This window comes from Salmonella sp. A1325 (genome assembly GCF_056991255.1).
Genome location: NZ_JAMLWO010000001.1, coordinates 327,188 through 340,488 on the forward strand (window position 1 = coordinate 327,188; position 13,301 = coordinate 340,488).

14 protein-coding genes are annotated in these 13,301 nt (G+C 49.2%); 11 read left to right on the forward strand and 3 right to left on the reverse strand.

Annotation, left to right across the window (positions count from 1 at the left end; translation table 11 throughout):
* Positions 1–109: 109 nt before the first annotated feature.
* The gene (locus tag NAZ64_RS01615) at positions 110–1,396 is read left to right on the forward strand and encodes an MFS transporter (RefSeq protein WP_000824240.1); all 1,287 of its coding nucleotides are present in this window, start codon (positions 110–112) and stop codon (positions 1,394–1,396) included.
* Positions 1,371–2,396 carry a zinc-binding alcohol dehydrogenase family protein gene (locus NAZ64_RS01620; protein WP_000864928.1) on the forward strand — a complete coding sequence of 342 codons (1,026 nt, stop codon included), beginning with the start codon at positions 1,371–1,373 and terminating at the stop codon, positions 2,394–2,396. Before NAZ64_RS01615 ends, NAZ64_RS01620 begins: the two co-directional genes overlap by 26 nt.
* Positions 2,397–2,454: 58 nt before the next feature.
* On the opposite strand, the gene NAZ64_RS01625 is transcribed toward NAZ64_RS01620, so the two are convergent.
* A complete protein-coding gene (locus NAZ64_RS01625; RefSeq protein ID WP_001518759.1) occupies positions 2,455–3,246 on the reverse strand; it encodes a FadR/GntR family transcriptional regulator in 792 nt (263 codons plus the stop codon).
* A gap of 45 nt (positions 3,247–3,291) precedes the next feature.
* Positions 3,292–4,383, reverse strand: coding sequence for a choloylglycine hydrolase family protein (locus NAZ64_RS01630; protein WP_000976505.1), 1,092 nt, complete (start codon positions 4,381–4,383; stop codon positions 3,292–3,294).
* 427 nt (positions 4,384–4,810) lie between these two features.
* Between NAZ64_RS01630 and NAZ64_RS01635 the strand changes: the two genes are divergently transcribed.
* Genes NAZ64_RS01635 through hypA form a run of 9 tightly spaced genes read left to right on the forward strand, consistent with a single transcriptional unit; the run spans position 4,811 to position 12,041 of the window.
* Positions 4,811–5,914: a hydrogenase small subunit gene (locus NAZ64_RS01635; RefSeq protein ID WP_001194448.1), complete on the forward strand. Its 1,104-nt coding sequence runs from the start codon at positions 4,811–4,813 to the stop codon at positions 5,912–5,914.
* Positions 5,915–5,916: 2 nt separating this feature from the next.
* Positions 5,917–7,719 carry a nickel-dependent hydrogenase large subunit gene (locus tag NAZ64_RS01640; protein ID WP_000331200.1) on the forward strand — a complete coding sequence of 601 codons (1,803 nt, stop codon included), beginning with the start codon at positions 5,917–5,919 and terminating at the stop codon, positions 7,717–7,719.
* Complete coding sequence (cybH, locus tag NAZ64_RS01645; RefSeq protein ID WP_000924456.1) at positions 7,670–8,413, forward strand: Ni/Fe-hydrogenase, b-type cytochrome subunit; 744 nt, start codon at positions 7,670–7,672, stop codon at positions 8,411–8,413. Before NAZ64_RS01640 ends, cybH begins: the two co-directional genes overlap by 50 nt.
* 5 nt (positions 8,414–8,418) lie before the next feature.
* Positions 8,419–9,027, forward strand: a complete 609-nt coding sequence (gene hybD / locus NAZ64_RS01650; protein ID WP_000852664.1) for a HyaD/HybD family hydrogenase maturation endopeptidase — start codon at positions 8,419–8,421, stop codon at positions 9,025–9,027.
* Entirely contained in the window at positions 9,027–9,326 is a 300-nt protein-coding gene (gene hypC / locus NAZ64_RS01655; protein WP_000334907.1) for a HypC/HybG/HupF family hydrogenase formation chaperone, read from the forward strand. Before hybD ends, hypC begins: the two co-directional genes overlap by 1 nt.
* Positions 9,323–9,733, forward strand: a complete 411-nt coding sequence (locus tag NAZ64_RS01660) for a thioredoxin domain-containing protein (RefSeq protein WP_000155978.1) — start codon at positions 9,323–9,325, stop codon at positions 9,731–9,733. Before hypC ends, NAZ64_RS01660 begins: the two co-directional genes overlap by 4 nt.
* Before the next feature lie 17 nt (positions 9,734–9,750).
* The gene (locus NAZ64_RS01665) at positions 9,751–10,812 is read left to right on the forward strand and encodes a hydrogenase expression/formation C-terminal domain-containing protein (protein WP_220569902.1); all 1,062 of its coding nucleotides are present in this window, start codon (positions 9,751–9,753) and stop codon (positions 10,810–10,812) included.
* A complete protein-coding gene (locus NAZ64_RS01670; RefSeq protein WP_115286034.1) occupies positions 10,800–11,687 on the forward strand; it encodes an ATP/GTP-binding protein in 888 nt (295 codons plus the stop codon). The genes NAZ64_RS01665 and NAZ64_RS01670 overlap by 13 nt, the downstream gene beginning before the upstream one ends.
* Before the next feature lie 12 nt (positions 11,688–11,699).
* On the forward strand, positions 11,700–12,041 hold the full coding sequence (hypA, locus tag NAZ64_RS01675; RefSeq protein ID WP_000544772.1) for a hydrogenase maturation nickel metallochaperone HypA: 342 nt from the start codon (positions 11,700–11,702) through the stop codon (positions 12,039–12,041).
* Positions 12,042–12,181: 140 nt separating this feature from the next.
* Here hypA and ompC read toward each other — a convergent pair whose 3' ends face one another.
* On the reverse strand, positions 12,182–13,300 hold the full coding sequence (gene ompC, locus NAZ64_RS01680; protein ID WP_483640846.1) for a porin OmpC: 1,119 nt from the start codon (positions 13,298–13,300) through the stop codon (positions 12,182–12,184).
* Position 13,301: the final 1 nt, after the last annotated feature.

The following is a 13,301-nucleotide window of genomic DNA, read 5'->3' on the forward strand; positions in this document are numbered from 1 at the left end:
GCGATAAATTTTTGTTATATTGATCACGTTCTAACCACAAGAGAGGTGATTTGAAAATAACCTTAAAATATTGTGGTCAGGCCGCTAGACCACAATAAGAGGATTAATCATGAAAAGAAAAACAATGGGATGGCTTATCGTTTTTCTTCTATTTATAGTTTACATGCTCAACTATATGGATCGTTCAGCATTGTCGATAACTGCCCCCTTGATCGAAAAGGAGTTAGGATTTAACGCCGCGGAGATGGGAATGATCTTCAGCGCATTTTTTATCGGATACGCCCTGTTTAATTTTATTGGTGGCTGGGCCAGCGATAAAGTTGGACCAAAAACGGTTTTTCTCATCGCAGCGTTACTATGGTCTGTATTTTGTGGCTTAACTGGTTTGGTCACCGGATTGTGGACAATGCTTATCGTGCGCGTTCTATTCGGTATGGCTGAAGGACCGGTCAGCGCTGCCGGAAATAAAATCATCAATAACTGGATTTCCCGAAAGGAGTCTGCCACGGCGATCGGAATTTTTAGCGCCGGTTCCCCGCTCGGCGGCGCGGTGTCCGGGCCGATAGTGGGCCTGCTGGCGTTATCCTTAGGCTGGCGCCCCGCATTTGGCATTATTTTCTTATTTGGCCTGGTCTGGGTACTACTGTGGTACTTTATCGTTAGCGATAAGCCAACAATGAGTAAACGCCTGGCGCCGGAAGAACGCATTGATTTTGAAAATCATGAGGACGTTATTTTATCTGATGATGGCCGGGCTACGCCTTCACTCGGCTATTACATGAAACAACCAATGGTATGGGCGACAACTCTGGCTTTTTTCAGCTACAACTATATTCTTTTTTTCTTCCTGACCTGGTTCCCAAGTTACCTGAACCATTCGTTACATCTCGATATTAAAGAAATTAGTATCGCCACGGTAATTCCCTGGGTCATCGGTGCCATTGGTATGGTGCTCGGCGGCGTCTGTTCTGATGTAATTTATCGGATTACCGGTAATGCTCTGCTCTCACGTCGACTTATTCTGGGCGTATGTCTGGCAGGCGCGGCGGTATGTGTTGCCGTTTCCGGTACTGTTAGCACTATTGGTAGCGCAATTACGCTCATGTCAGTTTCACTCTTCCTGCTCTATTTAACGGGCCCAATTTATTGGGCGGTTATTCAGGATGTTGTTCATAAAGATAAGGTAGGGAGCGTCGGCGGAGCCATGCATGGCCTGGCTAATATATCCGGCATTATCGGTCCGCTTGTCACCGGTTTTATCGTTCAATTTAGCGGTAAATATGACTATGCGTTCTATCTGGCTGGTGCTATCGCTATCGTTTCAAGCCTGTTGGTCTTCGTGTTTGTAAAAAGTAAAGGATTCAAAGCCAATGAAAGTCAAAGCTGTGTTCATTAATAAGCCTGGTGAAGTTGAAACCCGCTGGGTGGATTATCCCCATAAGAAAGAAAATGAAGTATTAATTAAGGTTGATGCTGCAGGCATTTGCGGATCGGATATCGGGGCTTTTCGTGGAACGAACCCACTGGTTACTTACCCAAGAATTATTGGGCATGAAGTGACCGGAATTGTTCTTCAGGAAGGCGCCGGAATGCCGGACAATATTAAAAAAGGCGACCGCGTGATTGTTGACCCTTATATTTATTGTGGTCACTGCTACCCTTGCTCTGTCGGCAGAACTAACTGTTGTGAAAATTTAAACGTCATTGGCGTGCATGTCGATGGCGCAATGCAGGAGGTGGTTACTCATCCCGCACATTTAATTCATAAAATTCCAGATAACGTGCCTTCTGAAATGGCGCCGCTGGCAGAACCGCTGACCATCGCTCTGCACGCGCTGCATCGGGCAAACGTTAAGGCCGGGGAATATGTTGCCATCATCGGCGCGGGGGCCATTGGTCTTATGGCGGCATTAAGCGCGCGACATTACAAGGCAACGCCTATTCTGATCGATATTGTGGAAGAAAGGCTACGCTATGCGCAAAAGCTTGGCGTTCCCTATGTGCTGAACGCCGCTGACGATCAGGTTATCGACGCTATTAAAAATATCACCCACGGCACCATGGCGCAGGTCGTGATAGAAGCTTCCGGCGCAAATAGCGCTATTCGAAATACGCTTGATTTAGCATCGTTTGCTGGTCGTATTTCGTTTACCGGATGGCCAAAACAGGAAACGTCGCTGCCGACGAACCTGATCACCTACAAAGAACTGGATTTACGCGGTTCCCGCACCAGTGCCGGTGAATTTGATGAGGCATTACGCATGCTGTCAACGCTGGAGATTAATCCGCAAGATGTTGTCAGTAAGGTCGTCAATCTTGATGAGATCCCTGATGCAGTTAAAGAACTTGATCGCTATCCGGAGCGCTACTTAAAGATTAATGCTGTTTTCCATTGATTTACGGCAAGTTCTACCGCATGGCATGACCGCCATGCGGTGTTATTTACCGACAAACTTAGCCGCCGACAATCTTTCTCACATAGCGTAAATGTTCCAGAGATCCCTCATAGGCGCTGTCAGCATCAGACTGGCGCATCGCATCCACTATCGCTTTATGTTGTTTGTTGAGATTAAGTAAAACATTTCTGTCTCCAGACTGCTCATCAAGCCCGGCATAAGGGATATTAATCCGTTGTTCCCATAACATACGGGACATATCGAACAACACCCGATTACGGCTGGCCTCAGAGATCGCAAGGTGAAACTCTTTATCCAGCGAGTAAAAGCCGTGGACGTTATTATCGTTAATGGCTTGATCCATACGATGATAAATCGCCTCAATTTGGTTGATGACGTCAACGTTATCGTTTTGTGCGGCTAAGCGCGCGCAATGGCTATCAACCAGCTCGCGAGTAGAGAGAATTTCTTCGATGGTATAGTCGCTGGCAAGGTGTTTTTTATCTGAAACGATAACCCCATTACCGGACTGAATCACGATCCATCCGGAGATCTCCAGTACAATAAGGGCTTCTCGCAAGGAGGCGCGGCTCACGCCAAGCTGTTTTGCCAGTTCGCGTTCTGGCGGTAAAAAAGTTCCCGGTGGAAAAATATTATCATTGATCAGCTTAATGATAAGGTTGGCTATCTTCTGATAGAGCCTCTCCTGCCTGACCTCAGGTATAACCATGCGCCCTCCAATCCATATCCAGGGGATTTTGAATGGATTTAGCATACCATCCTGGCGCTGGTGATCGTGATAATTAATTACCGTGCATGATAAAGAGAAGCAACCGCCGGTAGTCTCCATTACCTTCGCTGAGACTACCGGGGAACCTAAACCGAGACGAGCGATTTATCCTTTAACGTTGATTTTCTCGAACACGGGCGCAGTCGCGTTCTTAAACTGAGAAAGAGACCAGGTTTTATAGTTGATATCATTGTAGCCGCGCACCATCATCTCACCGTGCGTTAAGTCAGATAGCGTTGTCCAGACCGTATATTCTGAGACCGGTTTGCGGGTGGCGTTGCCTTCCCCTTCACTCCCCATATAATCAACCGTAATATTTTTCGGACGATCGAAACGGCTCATAATATGCGCAAGCGTATTCATTGCATCGTGGGCGGATGTCGCTTGCGGCGCATATGTGGTGTAATAAACGCCGCGTATAAAACGGGAAACCGACGTATCGGACGATGGCAAGTCTGCAATAGCAATCCCGCTATCAGGCTGCATCACTTTTATCCCGCCCAGTGTGCCTGAAGAGCGGTCCACATTGGTTAATTGCGTATAGTTATTCAGATTTGTCAGATGCCAGGGGAATGCGGGACCATTTGTCATCACGCGAGTGGGATTGTCATAGACATGGAATTTGCCATTTTCCACTTCAACGACAATGCTTCCTCCTTTCTTGTCGTAAAACGCATAATGAAATGGCGATTTCAGATCGCCAAACCGATGCAGTTCCGGTGACCAGAATTTACCCTCTTTTATTGCCTGTTTTACCTCGCCGACAGTAGCAAAACGGGCCAGCGCCCATTCTCCCAACGAGGTGACAGGAATTGCCTGTTTATATTCACTCGCGGGCAATGGCGGCAACTGCGCATTCATGATCATGTTTTCACTAAATGACAATCCCGCGCTATTCATGCCTTCAAGTATGTCTCTGCTATCGCCATCAGTGATGGTGGAAGTAATGGCCAGTATCGGATATTTCGCCTGATAGCTCACTCCCTGACTGCCATCCGGCGTTTTTTTATCAAACTGTGTTCCCGCCGGATAATACGTTAACCATGAGGGTAAATCCTGCATATATTCCAGCGTACGTCCATGAAAAACATCGCCTTGTTTATCCTGAATAGCAAGGGTTGTGCAGGCCTGTGCAGCCAGGGCGTATGAAAACAGCGCCGGAGCGATAAATAACATTGCTTTACTTTTTTTCATCATGCTCTCCTTGTTTGTAAAATGGATTGGATGAATATATTAAATTAAACCTATCAATGGTTATGCAGCACGTAATTAATTGTGATCTTATTTTACAATCTAATAAATTTAACTGACGGGTTTAAAGGAGAGTTAAACACAGCGAACTAATATGAAACGCGTTATCCGTGTGACCATTTAAAAAAATCCCATCATGTTATAAATAAAAAACACGGTTTCTTATCAACATTAAGAGATACCATCACAACGCTATATTTACTCCACATCACCAATAACATTAAATTAATTTATGTTTTTGAGTAATGTGAGTAGCACACATGTAATCGGTTGTTACGAATTAGAAACATAATTGCTACTAAAACACGTTGAGAAAGACAAGAAATGCAACATATGATGCCCACACTAACTATAGTGGTTTGGGATAAACGTTATGCAAACACAAGATACATTTTATCAAGTTATGCGTAGACACGGCGTGACAAGGCGTAGCTTCCTCAAGTTTTGCAGCCTTACCGCAACGTCTTTAGGCCTGAGCAGTTCGATGATTCCTCAGATAGCTTATGCCCTGGAGAATAAACCGCGTACGCCAGTGATATGGCTGCATGGTCTTGAATGTACCTGTTGTACCGAATCTTTCATTCGCTCTGCGCACCCGTTGGCAAAAGATGCCATTTTGTCGCTCATTTCCCTGGATTATGACGACACCATTATGGCCGCCGCAGGGCAACAAGCTGAGCAGGCGTTGGCGGATGTGATGCGTGAGTACAAAGGAAATTATATCGTTGCTGTGGAAGGTAACGCGCCGCTGAATGAAGATGGGATGTTTTGCATACTGGCTGGCGAGCCGTTCCTGGAGAAGTTAAAACGCGTCAGCGCGGATGCTAAAGCGATTATCGCCTGGGGGTCCTGCGCATCATGGGGCTGCGTGCAGGCAGCCCGTCCCAACCCAACTAAAGCCACGCCGGTTCACAAATTAATTACCGATAAACCCATTATTAAAGTGCCTGGCTGCCCGCCTATACCTGAAGTGATGTCCGCCGTTATCACCTATATGCTGGCATTTGATCGCATCCCTCCCCTTGATCGTCTTGGACGACCAAAAATGTTTTATGGCCAGCGAATTCATGACAAATGTTACCGACGCGCGCATTTCGATGCCGGTCAGTTTGTGGAAGCGTGGGATGACGAAGGCGCCAGAAAAGGCTATTGCCTGTACAAGATGGGCTGTAAAGGCCCGACCACCTATAACGCCTGTTCAACCGTTCGCTGGAATGATGGCGTGTCTTTTCCTATCCAGTCGGGTCATGGATGCCTCGGATGTTCGGAAGATGGATTCTGGGATTACGGTTCTTTTTACAGCCGGGCAACGGGCATTCCGCAAACCGGCATTGAGGCTACCGCCGATAAAATCGGACTGGGCGTTGCCGGCGTCGCGGGCGCTGCCGCCATCGCTCACGCCACGGTGAGCGCCATAAAACATGCCCGCAATAAAAACAACACGTCATCAGAAAACGCTCCGGAAGAGAAAAAATAATTATGGCATATCCTTATCAGACTCAGGGTTTTACGCTGGACAATAGCGGACGGCGAATTGTGGTCGATCCGGTTACTCGCATCGAAGGGCATATGCGCTGCGAAGTGAATATCGACAGTAATAATGTCATTACTAACGCCGTGTCGACCGGCACCATGTGGCGCGGCCTGGAGGTTATTCTGAAAGGTCGCGATCCGCGAGACGCTTGGGCATTCGTTGAACGCATTTGCGGCGTCTGCACCGGTACACACGCTCTGACCTCAATCCGTGCCGTAGAAAATGCGCTGGGAATCGCGATTCCGGACAACGCAAACTGTATCCGTAATATGATGCAGGCTACGCTACACGTTCACGATCACCTGGTGCATTTTTATCATCTGCACGCGCTGGACTGGGTTGATGTAGTTGCCGCTCTGAAAGCCGACCCGCATCAGACCTCCGCCATCGCGCAAAGCCTTTCCGCATGGCCGCTATCCTCGCCGGGATATTTCCGCGATTTGCAAAATCGACTGAAGCGGTTTATCGAGTCCGGTCAACTTGGCCCTTTCCGTAATGGCTACTGGGGACATCCGGCGATGAAACTTCCGCCGGAAGCCAATTTGCTGGCGGTCGCCCACTATCTTGAAGCGCTCGATTTTCAAAAAGAGATCGTAAAAATTCACACCGTTTTCGGTGGTAAAAACCCGCATCCTAACTGGCTGGTGGGCGGCGTTCCTTGCGCCATCAACCTTGACGAAACGGGCGCGGTCGGCGCAGTGAATATGGAACGCCTGAACCTTGTCAGTTCCATCATCCAAAAAGCTCGCCAGTTCTGCGAACAGGTTTATCTTCCGGACGTCTTGCTGATTGCCAGTTATTACAAAGACTGGGCAAAAATCGGCGGCGGGTTATCGAGCATGAACCTGCTGGCTTATGGCGAGTTTCCGGATAACCCTAACGATTATTCCGCCAGTAATCTTCTGCTTCCGCGTGGGGCTATCATTAACGGTCGTTTCGACGAAATTCATCCTGTCGATTTAACCGCCCCCGATGAGATTCAGGAGTTTGTCACTCACTCCTGGTATACCTATGGTAACGGCAATAACGATAAGGGCCTGCATCCTTGGGATGGTCTGACCGAACCGCAACTGGTCATGGGCGAACACTATAAAGGCACAAAAACCTTTATCGAACAGGTGGATGAGTCCGCTAAATATTCATGGATTAAATCGCCGCGCTGGAAGGGACATGCGATGGAGGTAGGTCCGCTGGCGCGTTATCTGATTGGATATCATCAAAATAAACCGGAATTTAAAGAACCTGTGGATCAACTGCTTAGTGTATTAAAGCTGCCTAAAGAAGCGCTCTTTTCTACATTAGGACGTACTGCCGCGCGTGCGCTGGAATCCGTATGGGCAGGCAATACGCTGCAATATTTCTTCGATCGTCTGATGCGTAACCTCAAGTCCGGCGATACGGCGACGGCAAACGTCACGCTCTGGGAACCCGATACCTGGCCTACATCGGCAAAAGGCGTTGGTTTCAGCGAGGCGCCGCGTGGCGCGCTGGGGCACTGGATAAAAATTGAAAATCAGAAAATCGACAGCTATCAGTGTGTGGTACCGACAACCTGGAATGCCGGGCCACGTGACGATAAAGGTCAAATTGGCGCGTACGAAGCGGCGTTAATGGGGACTAAACTCGCCGTTCCCGATCAACCATTGGAGATTTTACGTACTCTGCACAGCTTCGATCCCTGCCTGGCCTGCTCCACCCATGTTATTGATAATCATGGAGGGGAGCTGGTCAGGGTTCAGGTACGATGACGACGATTCGGAGGTCTCAATGCATCTCAAAGAAATAACCAGCCAGGGGTACTATATCTATGAAGCGCCGGTCCGTTTATGGCACTGGATCACGGCGTTATCCATTGTCGTCCTGGCTGTTACAGGATATTTCATTGGCCGCCCCCTGCCATCGATTCAAGGTGAAGCGACCTTTATGTTTTGGATGGGCTGGATACGACTGATCCATTTTACCACGGCGTATATTTTTACTGTCGCGCTGCTGTTTCGTATTTACTGGGCATGTGTCGGCAATGAGTACGCCAGGGAGATGTTTCTGGTTCCGTTCTGGCGCCGCGCCTGGCGCAAAGGCGTCATCAGCGAAATCCGCTGGTATTTTTTCCTCGAAAAAGAGGCCCATCGTTACTATGGACATAATCCGGTAGCGGGACTGGCGGTAATGTTCTATTTCTGGATGTCCGTACTGATGGTGTGTAGCGGCTTTGCGCTCTATGGCGAAGGACTTGGAACAGACAGTTGGGCGTATCAATGGTTTGGCTGGATGATTCGCCTGACTGGCAACGATAGCCTCGCGCTACATTTCTGGCACCGGCTGGGCATGTGGTTCATTATCGCCTTCGTCATTGCGCATGTTTATACCGCTATCCGTGAAGACATTATGAGCCGACAAAGCGTGATTTCCGTCATGATAAGCGGCTGGCGCTGGTTCAGGTGATAACAATGGCAGAAGTAACAATCTTAGGGCTTGGCAACCTGCTTTGGGCAGATGAAGGGTTCGGCGTCAGAGCGGCGGAAAAGCTGTTTGAACAGTATGCCGATAACGAGAAAGTTGACGTTGTTGATGGCGGTACGCAGGGGCTGGCGCTGCTGCCCTGGCTGCAACAGACCGAAAAACTGTTAATCATGGATGCTATCGATTTTGGTATGGCGCCAGGTTCGCTGGCGATGTTTCGTGATGAACAGGTTCCCGCCTATCTGACGGCGAAAAAACTCAGTTTACATCAGACCAGTTTTTCTGAAGTGCTGGCATTGCTGCAATTAACCGGCGGCCAGTTATCGGAGATTGTGCTGATTGGCGTGCAGCCGGAATGTCTGGATGACTATGGCGGGAGTCTTACGCCGCAGGTAAAGGCGCAACTGATGCCTGCGGTCTATCTCGCGCAGGAAGTGCTGGCACAATGGGGTATCACCGCCTCTTCAGCGGCCTTGCCCACTGAGAGACTCAATCATTACAGCCTGTGTATGGAACGCTACGAAGATGAACGGCCAGATGCGCAAAGCGCTTGCCGGGTCGGCGATATTCGGGTGCTACAGAGAGAGAAATCATAATGTGTATCGGCGTTCCTGTGCAGGTTATTTCACCCGGTCAGTGGTTCGCCAAATGCCGCGACCGACACGGCGAGCTTATCGACGTTGATATTCGGCTTGTGGCTCCCCCCTTAGCAGGCGCATGGCTGCTGACATTTGGCGGCGCAGCACGACGAGAAATGGACGAAGCGGAAGCCGTTGAGGTACTGGCGGCGCTGGACTCGCTGGAACAGGCCATGCTCACGCAAAGCGATCCGCTGACCGGTTTTGCCGATTTATTGTCTCGCACGCCTGAATTACCGGAGCATTTAAAAAAATGACTATCTCACCCCAAAATCCTGTTTGTCCACTGGCGGATAAAGGCTTTCTGGTTACCGATGCGCAAACGCTCCCGTCGTTGATTAATGCGCATCCGACTCTGCTGGTTTTGCTGCAAAGCGACCCCAACAAACATCCGGAAGTCGCCGACAGTTGGGTCATTATCCCGGAGATCCTCAAGCAATTTCCGGCGACGTCTTATACCGCGGCATTTGCGGATAGCGAACAGAGTGAACTGATCGCCCGGGAGTATCGCATTCTGAAATATCCGGCGCTGCTTTTCTTTCGCCAGCACCGTTTTGTCGGCAGTCTGGCGGGATTATATAGCTGGCAAGAATACTCTCAGCGGGTGGCCGCATTGCTGACCACACCGGGCTATCGTCAGGATATTCCCGTTATCACGCAATAGAATGAAAGGTAACACACGTGAATCATTCCAGAACTATTCCAGTCGTTAATATTGCCGGACCAGGCTCGCAGCCAGAAGAGGAAGACTTTAACTTTCTTCCTATCCCCGCCGGCATTAATCTCCCACTGACGCCGGTTTTACCGGAACAGGCGCTGCCTGCTGAGCTTCGTGTTGCCAGACACATTCTGACTACGCTTATTCGCGATATGGATAACCCGGTGGCAACGCTCCCCTTTCCCCTGAGCTATAAGCTGAATGCCACTGAGCAACAGAATAGCGGTTTGTTGGATCAACTGCTCGGCGAAGGTGAAATATCCGCCCGGGTACTATTACCCGATGGAAAAGAACAGCGTATTCAGGAGACGGTTTTTACGGGCGTCTGGCGTGTACGTGAATATAACGCTGACCAGCAACGGGTTGCCGATGAAATTATCATTGGCCCGATCCCGGAGAGCATCTGGCAGACGCATCCGCAGCCGCCGATTACACCAGAATTGCCGCCGCAACCGGCGGGATTGATGAATGGCGCCTTTATCGCGCATGAAATAGCCGAGCGCGTAAAACAGCCGGTAAAAGAGCCGCATATCATTAACTTAACGCTATTGCCAGTAAACGATGCCGATCGCGAGTATCTGGATCATTTTTTAGGCGAAGGCTGTAGCGCTATTTTTTCACGCGGATATGGTAAATGCCGGATTGTAAGCACGCATTTTCCCGGCGTATGGCGGGTCAATTATTTCAATGATATGAACACATTACTGCAAGATATGATTGAGATAGCGGACATTCCTGATATCGCCGTTGCAGGCATCGACGATATCGAAGATGCCTACGCGGGGCTAAAAAATATGTTGGAATGGTTGAAAGAATACCCGGTCACAGAAAATGAGCCAGTGGTGCGCATGGAGTGCAAAGTATGTTGGTGGGTTTACGACCCTGCGCTGGGCGATGACGTATGGCAAATTCCACCCGGCGTGCCCTTCAGCCAGTTACCTGATTACTGGTGCTGCCCGGTTTGCGAAACCAGTAAGTCCGGGTTTATGGTGATCGATGAAGGTAATAATTCGTGCAAAGATTGACCGTCTATTCTCACCCGCTACGGATTATCTGGCAGGAGGCGCCGATCGGTCGTTTGTTACAGGGCGCAACGCCGGTATACGCGAAGACGCTTATTTCACGTTTGTTTACGTTGTGCGCTCAGGCACACAGCGCAGCGGCGGCTTTACTGTTGTTTCCTGAAGAGAAGCCAGATATGCAGGCCGCACAACAGGAGCTGGCGCGAGAAACGCTCCGTCGCGCGTTGACCGACTGGCTCCCCCTGTTTAGCCACCGACAGGCAACCGCTGAAGAATGGGCGTTGTTACGTCGCGGAGAGTTATCCCCGCTGGCAAGCACAATCTTTTTTGACGATGATCCTCAGACCTGGCTTGCCGCTGGCGTAAAGGGCTGGGAAGCCTGGTTTTTGCAAGAGCGTTCTGAAACCGCCCGCTGGCTGGCGGCAGTACAGAATATCATTACACCTACACTACCGATGGCGTCGTCCCCGGACCATACGTTAATAACCCATGGTCCCCTGGATGTCTCGCCTCTGGCTATCGAATATCCGCTACTGTCAGCCTGTTGTCTTAGCGGAAAAACGACTGCGCTACGTCTGCTGGCCCGCTGCGTTACGCTCGCCCGAAGTTTGAGCGCCCTTCCTACCCTGCGCTGGAATCGTTTTGATGATGGCGAATGGAAAATAGCGGTAGTGGAAACCGCGCGAGGATGGTTAGTTCATCAGGCCAGACTGACGACGTCAGGCAATATTCTTGATTACCGTATTATCTCGCCTACCACACGTCACGCCCAATCTGACGGCGTCATTGCTCGCGAACTGGCCACTATTCCACTCTCATTGTGGGCGCAACAGTTACAGGTAATTGATCCTTGTGTCGCCGTAAATATTGTTGAATGAAGGAGCTGGCCCATGCATGAATTAGCCCTGGCGCAAAATATTATCGAATTGCTGGAGGAACAGGCAGTAAATCACCAGTTCAGCAAGGTAAAGCAAGTCTGGCTGGAGATTGGCGTTATGGCCTGTGTTGAGGTGCCGGCGCTGCATTTTGGCCTGGACGTCGCCGCTCGTCATACCCTTGCTGACAATGCGCGTTTCCACATTACTATCGCACCGGCGCAAGGTTGGTGTCTGTCCTGTAATCAACCCTTCACCTCTCAAACGTCCACACTCTGTTGCCCCTTTTGTCATTCAGGTAAAGTGCAGATAGATGACAGTAGCAGAATGCGCATTCGCGAGATCGAAGTCGAATAGTCAACGAATAGTCAATAAAAAAGGACGCCAGAAGCGTCCTGAAATAATAAAAGAATAAATTAACAATAATAAAGGTTAAGCAGTGACACAGTTTTGGGAAAAGGAGGGTATCCCTAAACTGTCTTAATCAGCAAGTTTTATCAAAACTCGTAGACTAAGCCGAGCGCCACGGTGTTGTCTGTATTAGGATTCGATGGGTTGCCATCTTTTAGCAGATTGATTTTGTAGTCAACATACGCGGACATATTTTTATTGAAGTAGTAATAGGAACCCACATCAATATATTTCACAAGGTCGAACGAACCCAGTCCATCAACATCATTGGCTCTGGATTGCAGGAACGCCAGTGACGGGCGTAAGCCATTATCAAATTGATATTGCCCTACCATTTCCCAGTTATCGGTTTTATGTGCAAAGCCGCCCAATGTATCGCCCATATAGGTCATATCATAAGTACGGGTATAGTTTGCCGCCAGGTAAATATTATTGGCATCATACTTCACGCCGCCAGTCCAGGCTTCAGCGCGGTCACCATTGTCGTATTTATCTTGCGTCATCTGATCAAGCGTGCGTTTGGAACTGGTATAGGCTGCCCCCAGGCTCACCCCCATGCCCAAATCATATGTCGCTGATGCCCCGAAACCATCGCCATTCTGGTACGCGATACTTTTTCTGGCATTATTACTTAAAGGATCACCTTCTTTCGACAGGCCGTCATTTTTACCCTGATACTGCAACGCAATATTCAGACCATCAGCCAGACCAAAGAAATCATTATTGCGATAAGTCAGAACGCCATTCGCGCGTCCGGTCATAAAATTATCGGAAGCTTCATACGAATCATTACCAAATTCAGGCAGTACGTCAGTCCATGAACCAATGTCGTATAACACGCCATAGTTACGACCATAATCAACAGACCCCATATCGGCAAATGCCAAACCAGCAAAACCGAGACGCGTCCAGCTTTGCGGGGAACCGCTGGAGTCACCATCTTCCGGACGATTGGCGTTGACCTGATACTCCCACTGTCCAAAACCGGTTAGTTGATCGGTAATTTGAGTCTCGCCTTTAATACCCATACGGATATAAGATTGATCGCCATCCGTACTATGATTACTGGAAAAATAATGCAGGCCGTCGACCTTGCCATACAAATCCAGTTTATTGCCATCCTTGTTATAGATTTCTGCTGCGTTGGCGGCTCCAGCCATCATTACGGCTGCGGCTACCGCAGATAACACCACTACTTTTTTCATT

What these genes read in the sequence shown, in the direction of transcription:
- NAZ64_RS01660 (WP_000155978.1), top strand. Translation starts at nt 9,323, where the DNA reads ATGACTATCTCACCCCAAAATCCTGTTTGTCCACTGGCGGATAAAGGC.
- cybH (WP_000924456.1), top strand. Translation starts at nt 7,670, where the DNA reads ATGTTATTGATAATCATGGAGGGGAGCTGGTCAGGGTTCAGGTACGAT.
- NAZ64_RS01625 (WP_001518759.1), bottom strand. Translation starts at nt 3,246, where the DNA reads ATGGAGACTACCGGCGGTTGCTTCTCTTTATCATGCACGGTAATTAAT.
- hypC (WP_000334907.1), top strand. Translation starts at nt 9,027, where the DNA reads ATGTGTATCGGCGTTCCTGTGCAGGTTATTTCACCCGGTCAGTGGTTC.
- NAZ64_RS01620 (WP_000864928.1), top strand. Translation starts at nt 1,371, where the DNA reads ATGAAAGTCAAAGCTGTGTTCATTAATAAGCCTGGTGAAGTTGAAACC.
- hypA (WP_000544772.1), top strand. Translation starts at nt 11,700, where the DNA reads ATGCATGAATTAGCCCTGGCGCAAAATATTATCGAATTGCTGGAGGAA.
- NAZ64_RS01640 (WP_000331200.1), top strand. Translation starts at nt 5,917, where the DNA reads ATGGCATATCCTTATCAGACTCAGGGTTTTACGCTGGACAATAGCGGA.
- ompC (WP_483640846.1), bottom strand. Translation starts at nt 13,300, where the DNA reads ATGAAAAAAGTAGTGGTGTTATCTGCGGTAGCCGCAGCCGTAATGATG.
- NAZ64_RS01635 (WP_001194448.1), top strand. Translation starts at nt 4,811, where the DNA reads ATGCAAACACAAGATACATTTTATCAAGTTATGCGTAGACACGGCGTG.
- NAZ64_RS01630 (WP_000976505.1), bottom strand. Translation starts at nt 4,383, where the DNA reads ATGATGAAAAAAAGTAAAGCAATGTTATTTATCGCTCCGGCGCTGTTT.
- NAZ64_RS01615 (WP_000824240.1), top strand. Translation starts at nt 110, where the DNA reads ATGAAAAGAAAAACAATGGGATGGCTTATCGTTTTTCTTCTATTTATA.
- hybD (WP_000852664.1), top strand. Translation starts at nt 8,419, where the DNA reads ATGGCAGAAGTAACAATCTTAGGGCTTGGCAACCTGCTTTGGGCAGAT.